General features: G+C 74.4%; 21 protein-coding genes. 10 read left to right on the top strand and 11 right to left on the bottom strand.

What is annotated here, in order from left to right; all coding sequences use genetic code 11:
• The first annotated feature begins 175 nt into the window (after positions 1 to 175).
• The gene (locus tag ACIBG4_RS22890) at positions 176 to 2932 is read left to right on the top strand and encodes a CHAP domain-containing protein (RefSeq protein ID WP_397203508.1); all 2757 of its coding nucleotides are present in this window, start codon (positions 176 to 178) and stop codon (positions 2930 to 2932) included.
• Between the two features lie 46 nt (positions 2933 to 2978).
• Here the strand turns inward: ACIBG4_RS22890 and ACIBG4_RS22885 are convergent, their stop codons facing one another.
• Genes ACIBG4_RS22885 through ACIBG4_RS22865 form a run of 5 tightly spaced genes read right to left on the bottom strand, consistent with a single transcriptional unit; the run spans position 2979 to position 6830 of the window.
• Positions 2979 to 3815, bottom strand: coding sequence for a TIGR03619 family F420-dependent LLM class oxidoreductase (locus ACIBG4_RS22885; protein WP_397203507.1), 837 nt, complete (start codon positions 3813 to 3815; stop codon positions 2979 to 2981).
• An 8-nt stretch (positions 3816 to 3823) separates the two neighbouring features.
• A complete protein-coding gene (locus ACIBG4_RS22880; protein WP_397203506.1) occupies positions 3824 to 4837 on the bottom strand; it encodes an acyl-CoA dehydrogenase family protein in 1014 nt (337 codons plus the stop codon).
• Positions 4834 to 5934 carry an acyl-CoA dehydrogenase family protein gene (locus tag ACIBG4_RS22875; protein ID WP_355448317.1) on the bottom strand — a complete coding sequence of 367 codons (1101 nt, stop codon included), beginning with the start codon at positions 5932 to 5934 and terminating at the stop codon, positions 4834 to 4836. The genes ACIBG4_RS22880 and ACIBG4_RS22875 overlap by 4 nt, the downstream gene beginning before the upstream one ends.
• Positions 5935 to 5958: 24 nt before the next feature.
• The gene (locus ACIBG4_RS22870) at positions 5959 to 6393 is read right to left on the bottom strand and encodes a hypothetical protein (protein ID WP_397203505.1); all 435 of its coding nucleotides are present in this window, start codon (positions 6391 to 6393) and stop codon (positions 5959 to 5961) included.
• Complete coding sequence (locus tag ACIBG4_RS22865) at positions 6390 to 6830, bottom strand: hypothetical protein (protein ID WP_397203504.1); 441 nt, start codon at positions 6828 to 6830, stop codon at positions 6390 to 6392. Before ACIBG4_RS22865 ends, ACIBG4_RS22870 begins: the two co-directional genes overlap by 4 nt.
• A 117-nt stretch (positions 6831 to 6947) precedes the next feature.
• Here ACIBG4_RS22865 and ACIBG4_RS22860 point away from each other — a divergent pair, with 117 nt between their 5' ends.
• Positions 6948 to 7568 carry a TetR/AcrR family transcriptional regulator gene (locus tag ACIBG4_RS22860; protein ID WP_397203503.1) on the top strand — a complete coding sequence of 207 codons (621 nt, stop codon included), beginning with the start codon at positions 6948 to 6950 and terminating at the stop codon, positions 7566 to 7568.
• 7 nt (positions 7569 to 7575) lie between these two features.
• Here the strand turns inward: ACIBG4_RS22860 and ACIBG4_RS22855 are convergent, their stop codons facing one another.
• The gene (locus ACIBG4_RS22855; protein WP_397203502.1) at positions 7576 to 8547 is read right to left on the bottom strand and encodes an alpha/beta hydrolase; all 972 of its coding nucleotides are present in this window, start codon (positions 8545 to 8547) and stop codon (positions 7576 to 7578) included.
• Positions 8548 to 8592: 45 nt separating this feature from the next.
• The gene (locus tag ACIBG4_RS22850; RefSeq protein ID WP_397203501.1) at positions 8593 to 9249 is read right to left on the bottom strand and encodes a type 1 glutamine amidotransferase domain-containing protein; all 657 of its coding nucleotides are present in this window, start codon (positions 9247 to 9249) and stop codon (positions 8593 to 8595) included.
• 71 nt (positions 9250 to 9320) lie between these two features.
• Between ACIBG4_RS22850 and ACIBG4_RS22845 the strand changes: the two genes are divergently transcribed.
• Positions 9321 to 10184: a LysR family transcriptional regulator gene (locus ACIBG4_RS22845; protein ID WP_397203500.1), complete on the top strand. Its 864-nt coding sequence runs from the start codon at positions 9321 to 9323 to the stop codon at positions 10182 to 10184.
• Between the two features lie 10 nt (positions 10185 to 10194).
• Here the strand turns inward: ACIBG4_RS22845 and ACIBG4_RS22840 are convergent, their stop codons facing one another.
• From ACIBG4_RS22840 to ACIBG4_RS22830, 3 genes are read right to left on the bottom strand one after another with little or no spacing between them, the layout of a single operon-like run.
• Entirely contained in the window at positions 10195 to 10935 is a 741-nt protein-coding gene (locus ACIBG4_RS22840; protein WP_397203499.1) for an ABC transporter ATP-binding protein, read from the bottom strand.
• Positions 10935 to 13595 (bottom strand): ATP-binding cassette domain-containing protein, encoded by a 2661-nt coding sequence (locus ACIBG4_RS22835; protein ID WP_397203498.1) that lies wholly within the window; start codon positions 13593 to 13595, stop codon positions 10935 to 10937. The genes ACIBG4_RS22840 and ACIBG4_RS22835 overlap by 1 nt, the downstream gene beginning before the upstream one ends.
• Positions 13592 to 14863, bottom strand: a complete 1272-nt coding sequence (locus tag ACIBG4_RS22830) for an ABC transporter substrate-binding protein (RefSeq protein WP_397203497.1) — start codon at positions 14861 to 14863, stop codon at positions 13592 to 13594. Before ACIBG4_RS22830 ends, ACIBG4_RS22835 begins: the two co-directional genes overlap by 4 nt.
• 161 nt (positions 14864 to 15024) lie before the next feature.
• On the opposite strand from ACIBG4_RS22830, the gene ACIBG4_RS22825 reads away from it, so the two are divergent.
• The 5 genes from ACIBG4_RS22825 to ACIBG4_RS22805 all read left to right on the top strand — a co-directional run bounded on the left by ACIBG4_RS22825 (position 15025) and on the right by ACIBG4_RS22805 (position 18634).
• The gene (locus ACIBG4_RS22825) at positions 15025 to 16113 is read left to right on the top strand and encodes an alcohol dehydrogenase catalytic domain-containing protein (protein ID WP_397203496.1); all 1089 of its coding nucleotides are present in this window, start codon (positions 15025 to 15027) and stop codon (positions 16111 to 16113) included.
• A 60-nt stretch (positions 16114 to 16173) separates the two neighbouring features.
• Complete coding sequence (locus tag ACIBG4_RS22820) at positions 16174 to 16689, top strand: cupin domain-containing protein (protein WP_397203495.1); 516 nt, start codon at positions 16174 to 16176, stop codon at positions 16687 to 16689.
• Entirely contained in the window at positions 16689 to 17339 is a 651-nt protein-coding gene (locus ACIBG4_RS22815) for a metalloregulator ArsR/SmtB family transcription factor (RefSeq protein WP_310716591.1), read from the top strand. The genes ACIBG4_RS22820 and ACIBG4_RS22815 overlap by 1 nt, the downstream gene beginning before the upstream one ends.
• Positions 17340 to 17442: 103 nt before the next feature.
• The gene (locus tag ACIBG4_RS22810) at positions 17443 to 18180 is read left to right on the top strand and encodes a BTAD domain-containing putative transcriptional regulator (protein ID WP_397203494.1); all 738 of its coding nucleotides are present in this window, start codon (positions 17443 to 17445) and stop codon (positions 18178 to 18180) included.
• Positions 18181 to 18298: 118 nt separating this feature from the next.
• Positions 18299 to 18634 carry a hypothetical protein gene (locus ACIBG4_RS22805; protein ID WP_397203493.1) on the top strand — a complete coding sequence of 112 codons (336 nt, stop codon included), beginning with the start codon at positions 18299 to 18301 and terminating at the stop codon, positions 18632 to 18634.
• 93 nt (positions 18635 to 18727) lie between these two features.
• On the opposite strand, the gene ACIBG4_RS22800 is transcribed toward ACIBG4_RS22805, so the two are convergent.
• Entirely contained in the window at positions 18728 to 20977 is a 2250-nt protein-coding gene (locus ACIBG4_RS22800; protein WP_397203492.1) for an MMPL family transporter, read from the bottom strand.
• Between the two features lie 98 nt (positions 20978 to 21075).
• Between ACIBG4_RS22800 and ACIBG4_RS22795 the strand changes: the two genes are divergently transcribed.
• Together ACIBG4_RS22795 and ACIBG4_RS22790 are read left to right on the top strand one after the other, a co-directional pair.
• The gene (locus ACIBG4_RS22795) at positions 21076 to 21597 is read left to right on the top strand and encodes a TetR/AcrR family transcriptional regulator (RefSeq protein WP_397203491.1); all 522 of its coding nucleotides are present in this window, start codon (positions 21076 to 21078) and stop codon (positions 21595 to 21597) included.
• A gap of 134 nt (positions 21598 to 21731) precedes the next feature.
• Positions 21732 to 22322 (top strand): DUF1707 domain-containing protein, encoded by a 591-nt coding sequence (locus tag ACIBG4_RS22790; protein ID WP_397203490.1) that lies wholly within the window; start codon positions 21732 to 21734, stop codon positions 22320 to 22322.
• The last annotated feature ends 3 nt before the right edge of the window (positions 22323 to 22325 follow it).

The following is a 22325-nucleotide window of genomic DNA, read 5'->3' as shown; positions in this document are numbered from 1 at the left end:
GACGCGCGCTTGACGCGTGCTTGACCTGCCTTTTTGTCACGGTAGCCTCCGACATCACGGATGACTACAGGCCTCCGGACAGTCACATGCGTCCCGGGATACCCCGAGTACCCCAGGCTGCGGTGATTAACCCGGCCTTGCCCGAAAGGTTTCTCTGCACTAGATGACGCCAGAGATGCGGAAGTTCATCGACCTCCTCGAGGGCCAGCTGGGCTACTCGGAGAGGGGCGGTGCCTACACCAAGTTCGGCGACTGGTACGGCAAGAACGTCGAGTTCGACGCCGACTACACCTCCGCGCCGTGGTGCGACATGATGCTCTCGTGGGCCGCGCACAAGCTCGGCTACGAGGACTGGATGGGCCAGTTCGCCTGGACCGTCAGTCACGCCAAGTGGTTCCGCAAGCACGACGCATGGGGGCACAAGCCCCAGCCGGGAGCCTTCGTCTTCTACGACTGGAGCGGCTCCCGGAGCATCGACAAGATCGACCATGTGGGCATCGTCACCCGCGTCGAGGGCGACACGATCTACACGATCGAGGGCAACATCGACGGCGGCGTCGCCAAGCGCAAGGAACGTGACACGAGCAAGGTGGTCGGCTACGGCTACCCGTGGCGGATCAAGGAGCGCCTGGACAAGAAGGCCCGCGAGGAGGCGTTCCGGCGGGACTCGGTCGAGCCCATCGTCCCCCCCGGCAGCGACCCCACGCAGCTCCAGGCGCCGGACAGCACGCTCGGGGCGTTGATCCCGTACTCCGAGGTCAACATCGTGGCTCCCCCGCTGGCCGCCCGCGCCAAGCCCACCGCGAAGCCCACCAACGGGGCCCAGCAGGCCGCGGCCCCCACCCCGGCGCCCACCGCCCAGGCACAGGCCAAGCCCCAGGCCGTCGCCCCGACCACCGGGTCCACCGCGAACGCCGACAAGGCCGCCAAGAAGGGCAAGCACGCCAAGCCCGTCACGGCCGGCACCAAGGCGGTCACCAGCGAGCCGCTGTCGCCGCCGCCCGTGGACGCCGCCGCCCCGCACCCGTCCCCGGCGCTGGAGTCGCCGGCGCTGGTGGGCTCCGCGCTGGTCGCCGCCCTCGCGCTGCTGGCGGTGGCCAAGACACGGCACCTGCGCGCCCGGCCCGCCCTCGCCACCCCGGCCCCGGTCCCGGCCTCCCCGGCCCGCCGCCGCCACCGCCGTACCCGCCGCCCGGCCACCGCCCCCGCCGCTGCCGGCGCGCCTCTGATGACGCGCTCCACGGCGACGGCCGCCTCGACCCTCGCCACAGCCACGGCCCGCGCCACGGCCGGAGCGGCCCTCGCCGCCGGCGCCACGGCGACGGCCGGCGCCACCCTGGTCGCCGGAACCCCGGCCCACGCCCGGCCGGCCCTGGCGAGCGGCGCCACGGGCGGGGCCCGCTCCGGCGCCACGGGCGGGCACCGCTCCGGCCGCAGGTCCACGGCGACGGCCGCCGACGCCCTCCTGGACACGGTGGAGCCGGTCGCCGCACCGCGCTCGGCCGCGCTCACCTCCTCGGCCCCTCCCTCGGCGCCGGCCACGCCCAGCACCGGCTCTCCCTCGGCCGCGGACTTCTTCCCGACGGACCCCGCCGCCACGGGCCCCCTCCCGCTCCACCCGGACATCCTCGCCGAGCTGTTCCCGGACCGGCACCCGGATCGGGGGGCCACCACCCCGCTGGAGCCCACGGCCATCCACCAGAGCGCCCCGCTGGAGGCGCTCGGCGCCCGCCGTATCGTCCCCGCCGACGCCACGACGGAGCGCCGCCACCGCCGCCCCACCCCCCTCACGTCGGACGCGGACGGCCGCCTGACCCCCATGGACCCGGCGCGCCTGGACCGGTTCGCACCGCTGGACCCGGCCGCCGTACGGCAGGGGGTCCCGCTGGAGACGGTCGCGGCCCGGCTGGCGCTGCCGTTCGGCACCTTCACGATCCCGGAGGCGACGAGCGCGTTCGACGCGTTCGGCCCGCGAGCGATGGCGGCCGCCGGCGCGCGCTCGTCCACCCACACGTCCGAACCGGTCCGGCGCCACGATTCCCGGCCGGTGGCGTACACGCCGCACCAGGCGGAGGGGTCGCGCCGGGCGGAGGGCCCGGCGTCGCGGTACGCGCCCACGGAGCCGTGGCCTGCCGCCGAGGCGCTGCCGCAGGAGGTCGCGCACCTGGTACGGGACGCCCGGAGCCTGCTGCGGGACGCCCAGGGCCTGCCGCCCCGCGAGCAGGAGCCCTGGGACGCCTTCGGCCGCCGGTCCTCCACCACCGCGCACGCCGGGAACGCCCCGCACGGGAACGCCCCGCACGCCGCGCACGGGGACGCCCCGCACGCCGATCAGGGACGGTTCTCGCGGCAGGACGGCTCCTCCGGCGGCTACCGGGGGCGCCGGCGCCGGAGCGGGCACCCGGTCGAGGAGCCCGTCGCGTTCTCGCCCGACGCGGCCCCGCGCGGTCGCCGGCACCGTGGTACCACCCAGCACCGCCCCGAGCAGCCGCACCACATGGACGCCCGCCGGATCGACCCCTACTGGGCCCAGCCCACGTCCCACCGAGGCGACGGGCACGCAGCCGACACCCATCGTGCCGGCGGGCACGGAGCCGACGCCCAGCGGGCCGGCGGGCGCTGGGACGTCCGCCAGCTGGAGCCCCGCTGGTCCGACCAGTTCCCCCAGGACACGCCGCTCCGGGGCCGTCGCCACCGCTCCCCCGTCCACACCGCCGCGGACGGCTCCCCCGAACCGCGCCGCGCCCCGGCCCCGGCCGCCCCCACCCACGCCACCCCGGCGACCACCGGCCCCGCGCAACCCGCCGCGTCCCCCGCCACGCAGAGGACACCGGCCATGTCCCCGCCCGTCTCCCCCACCCCGGAACGGTCCTCCACGGGCACCCGCGAGGGCCGCCGCACCGGAACCCGGAGGGGCCGCCACCGCGCCTGACCCGGCCGGCGTGACAACGAGCCGGACCAGGATCAGGACCCGGCGCTCACCCCACCCTCGTCTCCCGGGCGCCGGGCGCCACCCCGTACCGGGACGCGAACGACTCCAGGCTCGACACCGCGTCCCTGCTCCGGGTCCACGGGCGGACGATGAGCCGGTCCACCCCCAGCGCGGCCCAGGACGGCACCTCGTCCGGCGATCCCAGCTCGTACGCGTGGACCGTGACCGATCTCGTCCCGCCGAGCGCGGCGAGGCGGTCGAGCTGCGGCCGGATCGACTCCAGCGTGTGCGGCATGCTGATCCACCCGTCGCACAGCCGCGCGGCCCGGCGCAGCGCGGCGGGCGACTCGCCGCCGCACAGGATCGGCAGCCGGTGCTGTACGGGCTTCGGCTCGAACGCCACCTCGGGAAAGCTGTAGAACCTCCCGGAGTGCGCCACCACGGGCTCGCTCCAGAGCCGTCGCGTCACCTCGACGGCCTCGTCCAGCCGGGCGCCCCGGTCCGCGAACGGCACCCCGGCCGCGTCCCATTCGCCCTGGTACCACCCTGCCCCGACCCCGCAGATCGCCCGGCCCGAGGACACCACGTCGAGCGTGGCGAAGGCGCGGGCCGACACGAACGGGTGCCGCAGCGCGAGCAGGTGCACGGCCGTGCCGAGCCGGACGCGGGTGGTGAGCGCGGCCAGCCAGCACAGGTACGCCGGGGCGTCGAACAGCGGCGTGGACGGCTTGATGCCCGGCTCCGTGGTGCCCGGGTACGCGGCCGACGACAGGTCGGTGGTGAACACCAGGTGCTCGGGCAGCCACACCGACTCGAACCCGAGCCGGTCGGCCGCCACCGCGACGTCCTTCCACGCGGCCGGGTGGACGAGGCCCAGAGGCACGCCGTACTTCACGGGTACCGCCGGGTGACGCCGCCGGTCAGGCTCTCGCGGACCCTGGCCCGATGCTCGGCCGCGCCGCCGTACGCGGCCGACAGCGACCAGGCGCGGGCCAGCCAGAACCGCAGGTCCAGCTCCTCGGTGTACCCGATGGCGCCGTGCGTCTGGAGGGCGGCGCGGGCGGCGAGGTCGGCGGCCTCACCGGCGGCGGCCTTGGCGGCGCTCACGTCCCGCTCCACGTCTCCTCCGGGCTGAGCGTCCACATCTCCTCCGGACCGAGCGTCCACCGACAGGGCGGCCCGGTGGACGAGCGGCGCGGCGAACGCGATCCCGACCGCCACGTCGGCGAGCCGGTGCTTGACCGCCTGGAACGACCCGATGGGCGCGCCGAACTGCCGCCGCGCCCCCGCGTAGGCGACGGAGACGTCCAGCAGCCGCCGGGCGACCCCGATGAGCTGGGCGGCCGTCGCCACGGTGGCCGCCCGCAGCGCCGGCGCGAACGGCCGTTCCACCGGCGTGGACTCCGTGAACGACACCTCGGACAGGCGGCGGCACGGGTCGGGGCCCGGCACCGGCCGCAGCCGCGCCGACTCCCGCGCCACCAGTCTCGGCACGACCGCACCGGTCCCCGCGCCGGGCGAGGTCCCGGCGACCACGATGAGGTCGGCGAGGTCCGCGTCCGGCGCGCCGACGCCGCCGGGCGGCACGACGCTCACGCGCACCGCCCCGGAGGCGAGCTTGGGCACCCCGGGCAGCAGGTACGGCGCCACGACGGCCGTCTCGACGACGGGCCCCGGCAGGCAGGCCCGGCCGGTCTCCTCCAGCGCGGGCAGCGCGTCCACGAGGCGCAACCCCAGCCCGTCGGCCTCGGGCGGGACGAGCAGCCCGAAGAAGCCCACGGCGGCGAGCCGGTCCCAGGCGGGCAGGCGTTCGGTGCGCAGCGCGGAGGCGGGACAGTGCTCGGCCAGCACGTCCCGGACGGTCTCGGCCAGGGCGAGCTGGTCGGGGGTGAAGGCGAAGTTCATCGGGGCAGCCCCAGGACGCGCTCGGCGATGATCGTGCGCTGGATCTCGTTGGTGCCCGCGTAGATGGGCCCCGCCAGCGCGAACAGGAACCCGTCCAGCCACGGCGTCCGCCCCGCCCCCTCCCCCAGCAGCTCCATGGCCAGGCCGTGCATCCGCAGGTCCAGCTCGGACCAGAAGACCTTGCCCATGCTGGACGCGGAGCCGATCTCCTCCCCGGCCATGATCCGGCGCGCGGTCTGGAAGGTGTGCAGCCGGTACGCCTCGGCGTCGGTCCAGCACCGGGCGGCCCGGTCGGCGAGCGCCGGGTCGGCGTCCCGGGCCAGCTCCACGAGCCGGTCGGCGGTGGCCAGGAACCGGCCGGGGCTGCGCAGGGCGAGGCCGCGTTCGGAGGAGGTGGTGGCCATGGCGATGCGCCAGCCCTCACCGGGCTGTCCGATCACCATCGAGTCGGGCACGTACACGCCGTCGAAGTACAGCTCCGCGAACCCCGGCAGCCCGTCGAGCTGCGCGACGGGCCGCACCGTGACGTCGTCCAGCGGGAACATGACGTAGGTCAGCCCCTTGTGCCGCGCCCCGGAGCTGCGGAACAGGCCGAACCCGTGGGAGGCGTGGGCGGCCCGGGAGCTCCACGTCTTCTGGCCGTACAGCCGCCAGCCGCCGTCGGCCCGCTCGGCCCGGGAGGTGAGCGCGGCCAGGTCGCTGCCGGCCTCGGGCTCGGACCACGCCTGCGCCCACACCTGGTCGGCGCGGGCCATGCCGGGCAGCCAGGCGCGCCGCTGCTCCTCGGTGCCGTACGTCATCAGGGTGGGGGCGAGCAGGAAGATCCCGTTCTGGCTGACCCTGCCGGGCGCGCCGGCGGCCCAGTACTCCTCCTCGAAGATCAGCCATTCGATGAGCGAGGCGCCGCGCCCGCCGTACCGCTCGGGCCAGGAGACGGCGGACAGGCGGGCGGCGGCGAGCAGCGCCTCCCATGCGCGGTGCGCCTCGAAGCCCTCGGGGGTGTCCATCGACGGCAGCGGGCCGGGCACGTGCGCGGCCAGCCAGTCGCGGACCTCGGCGCGGAAGTCCTGCTCGGCCCGGGAGAAGTCGAGATCCACGACACCAACCTAGCGCACGCTTGGTTAACTGACCAGGCGCCGCGGCTCACGGTCGGGAGGAACGCACTCGAACTCCGATGGACTTCTCCGCGACGCCGGCCTCACGGATGAGGAAGACGGGATGGCGGGGCGCGATGCACGACCCTGACGGCGCAGCACCGCCTCACCGCCCGCGGCCCGGGCGTTGTGCACCCAGTTCGCGTCCGGCCCGAGCATCGACACGAGGAACTCGCCGCCGCGGTGGGCCGTGACCGCGACCGGGACCGCCGTGACGGCGCCGCTGCGGCGCCCCGACACCTTCAGCACGGCGCACTGGCGCGGCGACAGCCGCCGGGCCCCGTACATCACGACGTCGAGCCGGTTCAGGAGCCGCATGAACGCGTTCGGCCGCCCGCGCCGGTACATCGCGCGCTTGAGTTCCGCGAACCCGCGTACGACGGCGTACGCCCCCTCGGTCATTCCGCCCTCTTCCACGGCACGACCACGGCGAGACCGGCGACGCAGGGAAGGACCTGCAGCCAACCCAGCAGGGGCGCGAGGCCGACATCGCCCGAGGTGTCCCGGACGGTCAGGGCGGCGACGGCGACGCAGGCCGCGATCGCGAGCAGCCCGGCCGCCAGCGGGCGGGCCCAGCGCTTGCCGGCCCGGGCCGCCCACGCCGTGCCGAGCCAGCCGAGCAGTCCGAGCACCCCGATCGTGGACAGGATCGCCAGGTACGCGGTGACAGCGGAGTCGATCGCGCCGAACCCGTAGGCCGGATATCCCGCCTTGATGTGGTCCGCCAGGACGCTCCGGTCCATCAGCGGGTAGACCGCGGCGACGACGGTTAGTCCCGCCCCGACGTACATCATCGCCAGCGGTGTCCGGTTGCGTGGTCTCTGTCTCAGCTCGGTCATGACGCGAAGCCCCTTATTCAGAAAGTCACTGTCTTCTGGAAGTGACTCTAAGCTTCGGAATTTGAGACAGTCAATGTCTTTTGACAGTGACGTGCTCAAGCCTGGTACGGTGACCGCATGAGCGGGCTTCGCGAACGCCGACGGGACAAGGCCATGCGCGCCATCCAGGAATGCGCCCTCGACCTGTTCGACGAGAGAGGGTTCGCGGCGGTCACGATCGAGGAGATCGCGGCCGCGGCCGAGGTGTCGCCGTCGTCGGTGTACCGCTACTTCGGCACCAAGGAAGGCATCGTGGTGGCCGACGAGTTCGACCGGATGAACCCGGAGGACCTCCTGGACCCCGGCGATCCCGTCGGCAGCCTGTTGCGCGCCGTGCGCGCCTACGAAGCCGCGCCGGAGGACGCCGCCGGCTCCGAGGGCGCGCCCACAGGCCCTCAGGCCGGGAAGAGCCCGTGGCGCAGGGTGCGCTATTTCTTCGCCGAGCCGTCGGTCCGCGTGGCCGTCCTCGCCAATCTCGACCGGGCGAGCCGACGGATCGCGCCGCTGATCGCGGCGACCGGCGAGCTGACCGGGACACAGGCCCGCGTGGTCACGAACGCCCTCGTCTTCGGCTACTTCGCCGCGCTGGAGCGGTGGTACCTCGACGGCGGCAGCCGCCCCATCGCCGGCTACGTCGAGGAGGGCATGCGTCCACTGCGCGGCGTCCTGCGGGCCTCCGGCCACGGCCGTCCCGCGTGACGGTCCCTCATCGGGGCCGGAAGGCGCGCCGCAGCGCGGCGAGCCGGGTCGCGGAGACGGCCCGGCCCAGCTCGGTGTCCGGCAGCAGCGCGTCGAACCCGTGGAAGCCGCCCGGATAGAGGTGGAACTCCGTCGAGACGCCCGCCTCGGCGAGCCGCCGCGCGTAGTCGAACGCCTCGTCCCTGAAGATCTCCAACTCGGTCACGTCCACGAACGCCGGAGGCAGCGCGGCCAGGTCCGCCGCCCGGGCCGGCGCCGCGTACGGGGAGACGTCCTCGCCGCCCGCCCGGTCACCGAGCAGGGCCCGCCAGCCGAAGGCGTTGGCCGCGCCGTCCCACAGCGGGGCGTCGGCGAGGCGGCGGCTGGACGGCGTGATGCCGCGGTCGTCGAGCATCGGGCAGGCCAGCAGTTGGAACGCCACGGACGGGCCGCCCCGGTCGCGGGCCAGCAGGGCCGTGGCCGCGGCCAGGCCGCCGCCCGCGCTCATCCCCGCGACGGCCAGCCGGGACGGGTCGGCGCCGAGCCCGGCGGCGTTCGCGGCGGTCCACACGAGACCCGCGTAGCAGTCCTCGACGGGCGCGGGGTGCGGGTGCTCGGGCGCGAGCCGGTAGTCGACGGAGACGGCGACACAGCCGAGCCGCTCCACGTACCCGGCGAGCAGGCCGTCGTCCATCTCCGGCCGCCCGAGGACCATGCCGCCGCCGTGGATCCAGTACAGGCACGGCCTCCCGGCCGCAGCCGAGGGCGGGGCCGCCGGGAGATGGACGCGCAGGCGCACGTCACCTTCGGGGCCGGGCACGCGCCTGTCCTCGACCACCACCCCCGGCCCCGGCGGCGGCATGAGCGCCAGCAGGGCGTCCAGTTCGGCCCGCTGCCGCGCGATGACCTCGGGCGTGAGCGTCGCCGCCTCCAGTGTGTGCAGCGGCGCCCGCTCCAGGGCCTCGCGCAGCTCCGGGTCGAGGTTGGGGTGCAGCGTCATGCCCCATGTCTTTCCTGGGTACGTGCCCCGTACCCTCGCCGACGCCTACGCGAGGAGTTCGACGACGCGCTCGGCGAGGGGTCCCGCGCTGGCGGGGTTCTGGCCGGTGGCGAGGCGGCCGTCGACGACCACCTGGGCCTGCCAGTCCGGCGCGCCCTCGTGCCGGGCGCCCCGCTCCTCCAGCGCGTCGGCCAGCAGGAACGGCACGACGCCGTCCACGCCCGCGGCCTTCTCCTCGCTGTTGGTGAACCCGGCGACCCTCTTGCCGTCCACCAGGTACGACCCGTCGGAGAGCGTGAGGTTCACCAGGGCGGACGGGCCGTGGCAGACGGCGGCCACCACGCCGCCGTGCTCGTAGACCTCCCGGCCGACGCGGGCGACGTCGGGGTCGTTCGGGAAGTCCCACATGGTGCCGTGTCCGCCGGCGTAGAGCACGGCGTCGTACGCGGAGCCGTCCACGTCGGCCAGCCTGGCCGTGTCGCGGGCCGCCTCCGTCGCGAGGAACGCGTTCTGGACCTCGTCGGACGGGTCGTGGCCGTCCTGGGGCGGCTCGCCGCCGCGCACGCTGGCCACGTCCACCTCGAACCCTGCCTTGCGGAACACCTCCCACGGATGGGCCGCCTCAGAGACGTAGTAGCCGGTCCTGCGCACGCCGCCGAGATCGTCATGGCTGGTCAGTGCGATGAGAATGCGCTTGGTCATGCCTCCAGGATGTCCCTCCCGGCCATCAGCCACAAATAGCGCAAGGCACGCCTAGCCATCAGAATACTGATATGTCGGTATCACTGGATCTGCTCAGGACGTTCCTCGCGGTGCACCGCACGGGGTCGATCACGGCGGCGGCGCAGACGCTCGGGCTGTCGCAGCCCGCGGTCACCGCGCAGGTCAGGAGCCTGGAGGCGGCGCTGGACCGGCCGCTGTTCGACCGGCTGCCCCGCGGCGTGGCGCCCACGGCCGCCGCGGACGAGCTGGCCCGCCGGGTGGCCCCGTCCCTGGACACGCTGGACGCCGTGGTGGGGTCGCGGCTGCCGGCCGAGCGGGCGGTGCATCTGGGCGGGCCGGCGGAGTTCCTGTCGGAGCAGGTGGTGCCGATGCTGGCGCCGCTGGTGCGCGACGGGCTCCGGGTGCGCTTCACGCTGGGCCTGGCCGACGACCTGCTCGCCGGGCTCGCCGCCGGGCGGCTCGATCTGGTGATCTCCACGATCCGGCCGCGCCACCGGGGCATCCAGGCCGAGCCGGTGTACGACGAGGAGTTCGTGCTGGTGGCGGCCCCGTCCGTGGCGGGTGAGTGGCCGGCGGGGCTGCCGCTGATCGCGTACGCGGAGGACCTGCCGATCGTGCGGCGCTACTGGCGCACGGTCTTCGGCCGCCGCCCGTCGATGGCCGCGCAGGTGGTGATCCCCGACCTGCGCGCCGTCGTGGCGGCGGTGCTGGCCGGGATGGGCTGGTCGGTGCTGCCCTCGTACCTGTGCCGCGCGCACCTGGCGTCGGGCGCGCTGGTGACGCTGGCCGAGCCGGAGGTGCCGCCGATCAACACCGGCTATCTCGCGGTCCGCTCCGGCGGCCTGTCCGCCGAGCCGGTCGCCCGCGTCCACGCCCACCTGCTGGGGACGATCCGCGCGTCCCCGCCGTTCTGAGAGACGTGGCTCACCCCAGGTACGCCGCCCGCACCACCGGGTCGTCGCGGACCTCCGCCGGGGCGCCCGTGGCGATGACCCGGCCGAGGTCCAGCACCACCAGCCGATCGCAGACATCCATGACGAAGCCCATGTCGTGCTCGACCAGCAGCACCGTCGTGTCCAGCGAACCGACGACCGCGCGCAGCCGGGCCGTCTGCTCCGCGTCGAGGCCGGAGGTGGGCTCGTCGAGCAGCAGCAGCCTCGGACGGTCGGCCAGGGCGCGGGCCAGCTCCACCAGCCGCCGCTGCCCCACCGGCAGCGCCGCCGCGTACGCCTCGCGCAGCGCCGTGAGGCCGCACAGCTCCAGCACCTCGTCCACGCGCCGCCCGCGCTCGCGCTCCAGCCGCCCGCGCGCGGGCCGGCCGACCAGGTCGGCGGCCAGGCCGCCACCCCCGCCGTGCCAGTCGAGCGCCGCCAGCACGTTGCCGGCCACGGTGAGCCGCCCGAACACCTGGGTGCGCTGGAACGTGCGCCGCAGCCCGCGCCGGGCCCGCCGGACCGCGGACACCCGGGTCAGGTCCTCCCCCGCCACGCTCACCCGGCCCGAGCTCGGCCGGCGCAGCCCCGACACCACGTCGAACAGCGTCGTCTTGCCCGCGCCGTTCGGCCCGATGACCCCGCACACCTGCCCCTCGGGCACCTCGAACGAGACCCCGTCCAGCGCCCTGACCCCGCCGAACGACACGGACACGTCCGTCACCCGGAGCATCAGGACACCCCCAGGTAGGCGGCGGTCAGGCGGTCGGCGTCCACCTCGGAGCGCGGCCCCGTCCAGGTGATCCGGCCGAGCCGCATGAACGCCACCCGGTCGGCCACGGCCAGCGCCTCGGTCGCCTTCTCCTCCACCAGCAGCAGCGCCACCCCGCGCTCCCTCAACTCGGCGAACACCTCGAACACCTGCCGGACCACGAGCGGCGCGAGCCCGAGCGACGGCTCGTCGGCCACGAGCACGCGCGGCGGCCTGACGAGGGCCGGCGCCAGGGTGAGGAGCTGCTGCTCGCCGCCGGACAGCGCCCCCGCGAGGACGGTACGGCGGGCGGCGAGCTGCGGCATCCGCTCGTAGGCGGGCGCGGGGTCGTCGAGCCAGGTACGCAGGTTCTCCTCCACGGTGAGGCCGGGGAAGACGCCCCGGCCCTCGGGCGCCAGCAGCACCCCGGCGCGGGCCCGGCGGTGGGCGGGCCAGAGCGTGACGTCCATGCCGTCGAGCAGCACCCGGCCGGCGGCCACGGGCAGGTCACCGGCGGCCACGGCGCAGGCGGTGGACTTGCCGGCGCCGTTCGCGCCGAGCAGCGCGACGACCTCGCCGGGCCGTACGGACAGCTCGACGCCGCGCAGCACCGTGCAGTCCGCGTATCCGGCCACCACGCCCTCCAGCCGGAACAACGCGGGCGCGCCGTCCGCGACCTGATCGGCGGGCTCGCGGGCCACCCCCACGACGGGCTCGCGCCGGACCGGGCCCCGACTCTCCGGGCCCCGACTCTCCGGCTCCCGGCGGCGCCTGCGGCGGTACCGGGACTCGGCGAGCTGCGCCAGCACCCCGTCCGGGTGCTTGGCCAGGATCACGCCGCCCGCGCCGAACAGGACGGCTCCCACGTGCGCCGACACACCCCAGGCGGCGAGCAGCTCGGGCACGGCGGCGGCGACCAGCCCGCCCAGCACGGCCCCGCCGACGCGCCGCACCCCCTGGAGCACCACCACGGCCAGCCACACGAACCCGGAGAAGGCCGGCAGGTCGGTCGCCGTGATCGACTCCTTGGACACGGCGAACAGCACGCCGCCCAGCCCCGCGACGCCCGACGCCAGCACGAACAGCGTGATCTTGGCGCGGGGCGCGGACAGGCCCGAGGTGACGGCAGCCGCCGGGGCGGAGCGGACCGCGAGGACGGCCCGCCCGGAGGCCGACCGTTCGAGGTTGCGCACCAGCAGCCCGGCGAGCCCGACGAGCGCGAGCAGCAGCGCCACCCGCACCCGCGGGTCCGAGGTGTCGGCGAACCCGAGCCCGAGCGCGGGCAGCGGCCAGCCGATCGTGCCGTTGCTGAACGCGTCCACCTGGAACAGCACCTGGTCGGCGAGCAGCGCCAGGGCCAGCGTGGCCAGCGTCAGCACCCGGCCGCCGAGCCGCAGCGCGGGCAGAGCCACCAGCAGGCCGGCCGCGCAGGCGGCCAGCACCCCGAGCACGATCGCCACGAAGAACGGCAGCCCCGACGCGTACGCCCAGCCGCAGGTCAGGGCGGCCATCGCGGCGAAGGACGCCTGGGCCAGGTTGACCATGCCGCCGATCCCGGTGACCACCACGAACGAGCAGAAGATCAGCGCCAGCACCAGCCCGTTGGCCGCGACGCCCACGTAGTACTCGGGCCCGGCCACGGTGAAGGCCAGCAGCGCCACGAGCGCCAGCGCCCACGGCAGGCGCCGCCGCCACGGCGGCACCCCGGTCAGATGGTCCGGCGGCGGCGCGTCCTCGGCCGAGCTGCCCGCCACCCGCTCCCGCGAGCGGTTCAGCAGCACGAGCCCGGCGAACAGCAGGATGACGGGCACCGCGGTCCGCAGCCCGGTGATCTCCTCCAGGAAGTCGGTGTACCCGGCGACCAGGTTCTGCACGACGCCCAGCCCGAGCCCGGCGGCGAACGTCCACGGCACCGACCGCAGCCGCCCGAACACCGCCGCCGTCGCGGAGGCGAACAGCAGGACCGTGTACGCGGTGGCGTCGAGGCCGATGACCGGCACGGCCAGCACCCCGGCGAGCCCCGCGAGGCCGGAGCCGAGCATCCACGCCAGGGCGGAGGTGGCGTCCACGTCCACGCCGCGCAGCGTGGCGAGCCGCCGCCGGTCCACGGAGGCGCGCATGCGCAGACCGTACGGAGTGTGGCGCAGGAACGCCCACAGGCCCGCGGCGGTGACGGCCGAGAGCGCGAAGATGATGAGCTGGTCGGTGTCGAGGCGGACGCCGAGCACGTCGAGGGTGACGGCCGGGTGCGGGCCGACGCCGCGCGGCAGCGCGGTGGCGTCGGCCGGCGGCAGCCCGAGCAGGTCCACGGCGAGCAGCCCGAGGGCGGGCAGCGCGATCGTCAGCCCGATGGTGCCGACGATCTGCGCGGTCTCCCCTGCTCGGGCCAGCCCGCGGAACATGGCCCGGTGCAGCGCGTAGCCGAGCGCGGGCGCGAAGACGCCGACGGCCAGCAGCGCCGACAGCCACGCGGGCAGCCCGGCGCGGTCGCACTGGTAGAACAGCAGGGCGGTCACGAAGCCGACGGCGCCGTGGGCGAAGTTGAAGACGCCGGTGGCCGCGTACGACAGGGTGAGCCCCGCCCCCATGACGGCGAAGACGGCGCCGGTGACGAGCCCGCTGAGGATGTAGCCGGCGATCATTTCAGCGGCACGTTGTCGAAGCACTTCAGGCTCTTGGCGACCTTGAAGGCGCCGCCCTCCAGCCTGACCAGGGCCCCGCAGCCGTTGGGCTCGGTGTGGTCCGCGGGGAAGCGGACGCGGCCGAAGCCGGCGTTCTCGTAGGTGTAGTCGCCGTTGGCGGTGGCCAGGAACTTCTGCCGGGTGAGGTCCTTGCCGGTCTTGGCGAGCATGTCGAGGAAGATGTCGGCCGCCCAGTAGCCGATCGCCAGGTGCTGGGTGAGCGTCGTGCCGGGCGCGACCTTCTCGACGTCGGCCCTCAACGTGGCGATCTCGGGGGCGGTCGACTCGAACGGCTCGAACATCGGCGCCGCGACGACGCCCTCCAGGGCCTGCGCGCCGGCCGGGTCCTTGAGGACGGCGGCGTCGTAGCTGGTGGCGTCGGTGATCACGCCCCGGTAGCCGGCCCGCTTGAGCGCGGAGTAGAGGCCGACGTTGAACTTCGTGCCGGCGATGACCGACACCACGACGTCGGGCGCCTTGCCGCCGTCCGAGGTCATGATCTTGTTGACGTACGGGAGCCAGTCGGGGGGCGGCGCGGCGGCGGGCAGGCCGGAGTTCAGGCCGGCGAGCTCGAACCCGGCCGCGGTGAACGACTGGGAGATCGTCGTCCCGCCGTACTTGCTGCCGCTGGAGTCGGTGGTCTGGACGTAGACGCTCCTGCCCTGGGCGCCGCCGAGCAGGTCGGCCAGCTGCCGGCCCCACCAGGTCTGCGAGCCGGCCCCCTTCTTGGGCGCGAGGCAGCCGTTGTAGCCGAACCCGGTGGTGGTGCCGCACCACTGCGGGCCGGTCGCCCAGCCGAACCACGGCACGCCCTGCTGCTCCAGGAACGCCGCGCCGCCGAAGTTGGGCGCGTGCACGGGCACCAGGGCGAACACCTCGTCGCGCTGCACGAGCTTCCTGGCCGCCGCGTCGCCTTTCGCGGCGTCCTGGCCGTCGTCCTCCGCGCCGACGAACTCGATCTTCCGCCCGTGGACGCCGCCCTCGGCGTTGGCCCGCGCGAACCTGGCCCTGGCGCCGATCTCGGCGTCCTTGGTGGAGTAGCCGCTGGCACTGGTCTTGGTCAGCACGCCGCCGACCCTGACGCTGGTGGCGGTCACGCCGGGGGCCGCGCCGCCGCCGGCTCCGGGTGTCTTCCGCTCGGCGGCGCAGCCGGCCAGCGGCAGCGTCACGGCCAGCGCGACCGCCAGGCCCGCCGCGCCCCGCCGCACCTCGTGATGTCGTCGCGCCATCGCCTCACCTCTTGGGTACGGCGTGCGCCGCGGCCGCCGTCTTGGCCTAGCGCTCGCTTGGTTTTGGTCAGCGTAAATTTGCCCGGAAAGGGTGTCAACGGCCCCTGGATTTGCCGAGCAATCGCTTGCTCACAATGGCTGCGCCGGGCTAGCGTGAGCGCATGCTCATGCGCGCCGCCGTGCTGACCGCCTTCCACGAGCCGATGGAGATCCGCGAGGTGGAGATCGCCGATCCGGGACCCGGCGAGGTCCGGGTCCAGATCAAGGCGTCAGGGGTGTGCGGCTCCGACCTCAAGGCGATCGACGGCAAGAGCCCCGTCGTCGCGCGGCTGCCGTACATCCTCGGGCACGAGAGCGCGGGCGTCGTCGAGAGCGTCGGGGCCGGCGTGACCGGCGTCCAGCCGGGCGACCACGTCATCGTCTCGATGAGCGGCCCGTGCGGCAGGTGCCGCCACTGCGGCGCCGGCCGCTTCCACCTGTGCTCGGGCCCGGCCAGGACGCGGGCCATCATGGGCGGCGATCCGCGCGTCACGCTGGACGGCGCGGAGACCCGCCGCTTCATCGGCATCGGCTCGTTCGCCGAGTACACGGTGGTCAACGAGCCCATGTGCGTGCGGATCGCCCCGGACGCGCCGTTCGACGCCATGTCCCTGCTGGCCTGCGGCGTCGTCACGGGCGTCGGCGCCGTGCTCAACGTGGCGCGGGTCGCCCCGGGCTCCAGCGTCCTCGTGGTGGGCTGCGGCGGCGTCGGCCTGAACGTCATCCAGGGCGCGGTCCTCGCCGGCGCGACCACGATCATCGCGGCCGACGTGGCGGAGGGGAAGCTCAAGCTCGCCGAGCGTTTCGGCGCCACCCACACGCTCACGCCGGAGGACCTGCCGGCCCAGGTGGGCGAGGTGGTGCGGGGCGGCGTGGACTACGCCTTCGACGTGACGGGCGTGCCCGGCGTGCTCGCCCGCGCGTTCGCCGCCACGGCGCCGGGCGGCGCCACGGTCATGGTCGGCAGCCCTCCGGCGGGCCGCCCGATGGAGGTGGACACGTCACTGCTGTTCTCCTCGCGCCGCCTCATGGGCACCCAGGGCGGGGACGCCGCGCCGCACCGCGACCTGCCCATGCTGGCGGCCCAGTACCTCCGGGGCCGCCTGGACCTCAACGGCCTCATCACGGAGCGGCTGCCGTTGGAGCAGGTCAACGAGGCGGTCGCGCACGTCCGCCAGGGCACCGTGGCCCGTACGGTCATCGTCTTCTGATCGGCGATCTCCTCTGCTATTCTAACGATCCTTAGAAAAGCAGACTTTGAGGAGATGCTCATGTCGTACCCCGAGCCGCGTTACCTCGGCGAGAAGGGCGAGGTCAGCAGCCGGTTCCGGCCGGCCGGCGCGCCCGCCGACCTCGTGATGGGCCCCGAGACCGACGACCCCGCGCAGCGGCGCACGCACGTGCACCACCTGGGGACGGGCGCCACCACGGGCGGCGCGTTCGGGCTGTACCGGTGGGAGATGGGGCCGCGTCCCGGCGGCGCCGGAGCGCACTTCCACCGGACCATGACCGAGTCCTTCTACGTCCTGGACGGCACGGTGCGCCTGTTCAACGGCGACCGATGGATCGACGGCAACCCGGGCGACTTCCTGTTCGTCCCGGAGGGCGGCATCCACGGCTTCCGCAACGAGTCGGGCGCCCCGGCGACCATGCTCATCCTGTTCACCCCCGGCGCCCCCAGGGAGGGGTACTTCGAGGAGCTGGCCGAGATCGCCACGACCGGCCGGCAGCCCACCGAGGAGGAGTGGACCGAGCTGTTCCTCCGCCACGACCAGTTCATGGTGTGATGGCCGGTTTCCCGGAAGAGCCGATCTACGAGCAGCTCGCCCGCATCGGCAAGGTGCTGTCCAGCCCGGTGCGGCTGCGGCTGCTCGACGTGCTCGACCAGCAGGAGCGCACGGTGGAGGAGCTCGCCGAGGAGGCGGGCATCGCGCTGAAGAACACCTCTGCGCAGCTCCAGCAGCTCCGCGCCGCCCACCTGGTCACCAGCCGGAAGGAGGGCACGAAGGTCTTCTACCGGCTGGCCGACGAGGGGGTGTCGCGCTTCCTCGGGGAGATGCAGGCGTTCGCGCACGGACGGCTGGCCGACCTGCGCGAGGCGGTGGCCCGCCACCTGGGCTCGCCCGAGGGTGTGACGGCCGCCGAGCTGGCCGCCCGGCTGGCGGACCCGGGAACGATCGTCGTGGACGTGCGCTCGGCGGCGTCCTACGCCACGGCTCACCTGCCGGGCGCGGTGTCGGTGCCGCTGGCCGAGCTGCGCGAGCGGCTCGAGGAGCTGTCGCGGGACGCGGAGATCGTCGCCTACTGCGGCGGCCCGTACTGTGTCGTGTCGCCCGAGGCGGTGCGGCTGCTGCGGGCGCACGGCTTCCGGGCGCTGTCGCTGGAGGGGGGCATCACGGGGTGGCGGCGGTCCGGCGGCGCCACCGTTGTGAGCTGAAAAATCACCTCAAATGGGTACATACCCGACGAAAGTGGCATCCACCTAGACACTGAGTGTTGACCAGGGGTTCCGATCCGGGACAGTGAAGGGACCGAAGGCCATGGGCAGCAGTCTCCGTCTCACACTCCTCGGCGGCTTCCGGCTGCTCGCGGGCGACGACCAGATCAGCGTCTCCAGCGGGTCCGAACGCCTGCTCGCCTTCCTCGCCCTGGGCTGCCGGGTGGTCTCGCGCAGCCTGACGGCCGCCACCCTGTGGCCCGACGCGCCGGAGCACCGCGCGTACGCGAGCCTGCGCTCCGCGCTGGCCCGCCTGGACGGCGCCGGCCGCCGGATACTGCACGTCGGCTCCACCGAGGTCGGCCTGGCGCCGGACACGCGGGTCGACCTTCACGAGGCCAGGGCCCTGGCCGAGCGGATCCTCGGCCCGGACGTGCCGGCCGGCGGCGAGGACCTCGACCGCCACGCCATCGAGGTGCTGTCGCACGGCCTGCTGCCCGGCTGGTACGACGACTGGGTCCTGCGGGAGGCCGAGCAGTGGCACCAGCAGCGGCTCCACGCGCTGGAGGCGCTGTCGTCCCGGTTCGTGCGGGCCGGGAGGTTCGCCGACGCGGTGTCCGCGGCCAGCGTGGCCCTGCACGCCGAGCCGCTGCGGGAGAGCGCCTGCGCCGCCCTGGTCGAGGCCCACCTGGCCGAGGGCAACCAGGCCGAGGCGCTGCGCCAGTACCAGCTGTACGAGCGGGCGCTCCGCGGCGAGCTGGACCTGTCGCCGACGCCGCGGCTGCGCGACCTGGTGGCCGGTCTGCGCCCGGCGGACGAGGGCGGGCCGGGGCGCCGGTGATGCCGCCGTCACGCCGGCATCACGGGGCGGTCACTGGGTGCTGGCCATGCTGGCTGGTGAGCGCCGGAGCACCCGCAGGTGGTTGTCACCGCGGACCGGCGGGATCAAGGAGACAGGAATGCGTACCAGGCGAGTGATGATGCTGGCCGCGCCGGCACTCCTCGGCGCGCTCGCGTTCGGGCCGGCCGCGGCCTCTCCCGCGACCGCCTCCGCGGGGACCGCCAAGGCGCCGGTCGTCCAGACGGGCACCACCATGAACACCGTCGCCGTCGCGCCGCCCGGCAAGAAGCGCTACAACAAGGGCTACAGCAAGGGCTTCTCCGACGGCCGGTTCGACTGCAAGGGCGGCCAGCCGTTCGACCTGAACTTCACCGGCTCGGACCCGTTCAGCATGGGCTACCGCAACGGTTACATCAGCGGCTTCCACAGCTGCACGCCGCCGAAGAAGCCGTAACCGGCGACCTCCGACACCTTCCCCGGTGGGACGAAGGGCCCCGCACCGCCTGGGCGGTGCGGGGTCCTTCCCGCGCGGAGGCGGAAGCCTGGCTCAGCCGCGGGCGCCCACGGGCTCGGGCAGGTCGTCGCGCTCCCCCTGACCGGCGTCGCCGCCGGGACGGACGTCGTGGTCGTCCTCCTCGTGCCCCTCGACCGACAGGTTCGGCAGGAGCCGGTCCAGCCAGCGCGGGCACCACCAGTTCGCCCGGCCCAGCAGCACCATCGTGGCGGGCACCAGGAAGCCCCGGATGATCGTGGCGTCCACGGCGATGGCCGCCGCCAGTCCCACGCCGAACGTCTTCACCATCGGGTCCGGGTACGCGATGAACGCCACGAACACGGACACCATGATGAGCGCCGCCGAGGTGATCACCCGGCCGGTGGAGCCGAGTCCCTCGGCGACCGCGCGGGAGTTGTCGCGGTGCCGCAGGTACGCCTGCCGTACGGCCGTCAGCAGGAACACCTCGTAGTCCATCGACAGCCCGAACAGCACCGCGAACAGCATGAGCGGCACGTAGCTCTCGATCGGCACCGTGAAGAAGAACATCTGCAGCGACGAGGCCTCCAGCGGCGGGTCCATGCCGACGAGCCGGCTCCCCAGCCCGACGGAGAAGACCATCGCGAGCGCGCCGAACGCGGCGCCGAGCGAGATGAGGTTCATCACCGCGGCCTTCAGCGCGACCACCGGGGCGCGGAAGGCGAGCAGCAGGAGGAGGGCGCTGAGGAGCACGACCACGCCGATGACCAGCGGCGTCCGCTCGGCCATGCGGTCACCGGCGTCGGTCAGCGCGGCGACCTTGCCGCCGACGTGCAGGTGCGCGCCGGGCACGGACAGGGCGCGGACGTCGTGCACGACGTCGGCGGAGCGGGCGTCGCTGGGCGCGTAGTCGGGGATCGCCTGGATCATCACCGACCGGCCGGACGTCCCCACCTTGGCGGGGGCGACGTGCGCGACGCCGTCCACGTCCTCGATCGCGTCGGTGAGCCGCTCGACCACGGGCGCCTTGGCGTCGGCCACCTTCTCGTCGAGCCGGGCGACGACGAGCAGCGGCCCGTTGACACCCGGGCCGAAGCCCGAGGCCATGAGCTCGTACGCGCGCCGGGGCTCGGAGCCCTGCACGCCGTACCCCTCGTCGAGCGGGCCGAGCTTGAGCGCCAGGGCGGGGGCGGTGAGGGCGGCCAGCACGACGACGCTGCCGATCAGCACCCGCCACGGGCGGCGGGCCACCCACGCCCCGAGCCCGGCCCAGCCGGACGACTCGCCGCGGCGGCGGCCGAGGAAGGGCAGCTTGAGCGCGTTGACGCGGTGACCGAGCAGCCCGAGCAGGGCGGGGACGAGCGTGACGGAGGTGAGCACGGCCGTGACGACCGAGATGCCGGTGATCCAGCCGAGCGTGCGCAGCAGCGGGAACCCGCCGAGGACCAGCGCGCTCAGCGCGACGATGACCGTGCCGCCCGCGAACACCACGGCGCCGCCCGAGCTCGCGACCGTGCGCCGGACCGACTCCTGGACGGGCACGCCGTCGGCCAGCAGCCTGCGGTGCCGTGACAGCAGGAACAGCGCGTAGTCGATGCCCACGCCGAGCCCGATCATCGTGGCCATGATGCCCGCCTGCTTCGGCACGTCCACGACGTGACCGAGCAGGCCGATGATGCCCAGCCCGGCGGCCACGCTGACCAGCGCGGTGAAGATCGGCACCAGCGCCGCCGTCAGCGTGCCGAACGCGAAGACGAGCACCAGCAGCGCGCACGCCACGCCGATGATCTCGCTCGGCCCGGTCTTGATCTCCTTGTCGGCGGGGGTCCCGCTGTCGGCGGGGACGACCTCCAGCCCGGCGGCCCTGGCGGGCTCGGCGGCCCTCGACACGACCTGGGCGGCCTCGGCGGGCTTGGTGGTGTCGTGTCCCTCCAGACGGACGGTGATGAGGCCGATCTGCAGGTTGGAGGCGATGCCGCCGCGGCGGTAGGGCGTGTCGACCTGCTTGACGTGCGGGACCGCGCGGATGGCGGCGATCGCCCGCTCGACGGCCTCCTTGCGGGGCTTGTCGATGAGCTGCCCCTTGGCCGAGTAGACGACGAGCTGCACCGTGCCGCCCGTGTCGTAGCCGGGGCCGAAGCCGGTGCGCAAGAGGTCGTGCGCGCGCTGCGCGTCCGTGCCGGGGATCGTCACGTCGTTGCTGACCGGACTGCCGAGCACGAGACTGCCGCCCAGCAGGCCGGCCGCCGCGACCACCCATAACGCCAGTACCACCATCCCGTGCCGGGCGCACCAGCCGCCCAGCCGCCCCAAGAACCGCGTCATCGCAGGCCCCCTCCTCGACGGCCGTCCTGTACGGTCGTACAGGATCTACGATAGATCGGGATATACCCGAAGGCTGAGGCGAGTACGGAAATGAGACGATGACCACAGCCGACGACACCCGCAGCAGGATCCTCGCCGCCGCCCGCACGCTGTTCGCCGAGCGCGGCTACGCGGGGACCTCGCTCGCCGACATCGCGGCGGCCGTCGGGCTGACCAAGACCGCGGTCGCCTACCACTTCCACCCCAAGGACCGGCTGGCCGCAGAGCTGCTCGCGCCCTGCGCCGACGACATGCTCACACTGCTGGGCGCCGAGTTCTCCGGCCGGGAGGCGTTCCTGGAGGCGCTCGTCGGCTTCGTCGTGCGGCACCGGGCGGTGCTGCGCCTGATCATGGAGGACGTCGGCGGCGCCGACGACGCCCCGCCGGGGTCGCCGGGCGAGGCCATCAGGACGTTCCGGGACGAGCTGTTCGCCCGGCTGGTGGGGCCGGAGCCGGATGCCGGGTCCCGGCTGCGCGGCTGGGCCGTGCTGGGAGCGCTGCAGTGGGGCGTGGTGCACACGACGGACCTGCCGGAGGACCAGGTCCGCGCCGAGCTCCTCCGCGCCGCCCGGGCGATCTGACGGAGCACCGTCCGACGGTACGGTCGGCTCGGAACCCGCCGGATGAACCCGTCCATCCCGCATCCACTACTGTCCATGTGGGCAACACGGGCATCGTGTCGCGCGCGTCCACGACATGACGGGACTGGGGGCACATGGAGCACATCGACCACGCGGACGACGATCGGGTACGGGCTTCCGACGACGAGCGCGAGCGTACGGCCGAGCGGGTGCGGGCGGCCGTCGCCGAGGGGCGCATCGACCTGGCCGAGCTGGACCAGCGGCTCACCGACGTCTACCGGGCGAAGACCCGCGCCGACCTGCGCCTCGTCGGCTCCGACCTCCCCGAACCCAGCGGTCAGGGCGACCTCGTGACCGGCCGGAAGCCTGCCTCCGGCTTCGCGATGGCCATGTTCGGCGGGTTCGCCCGCAAGGGCGCATGGGTCGTGCCGCCGGTGTTCACGTCCCTGTCGCTGTTCGGGGGCGGCCGGATCGACCTGCGCGAGGCGCGCTTCACCCGTCAGGAGACCCGGATTCGGGCCTTCGCCCTCTGGGGCGGCACCAAGATCCTCGTCCCTGACGACATCCACGTTGAGGTCAAGGGGCTGGGCCTGTTCGGGGTGTTCGGCAGGCGCGGCGGGGACGCCGGCGCGCCGGGCGCGCCCCGCGTCGTCGTCACCGGCCTCGCCCTGTTCGGCGGTGTCGTCACGCGGATCCGGTCGAGGAGGAGCCGGCCGCGACCGTGACGG

It is taken from the genome of Nonomuraea sp. NPDC050383, from assembly GCF_044459125.1.
GTDB lineage: Bacteria > Actinomycetota > Actinomycetes > Streptosporangiales > Streptosporangiaceae > Nonomuraea.
The sequence above is the reverse complement of the archived record's forward strand: the minus strand, read 5'-3'. Positions and strand labels throughout refer to the sequence as shown.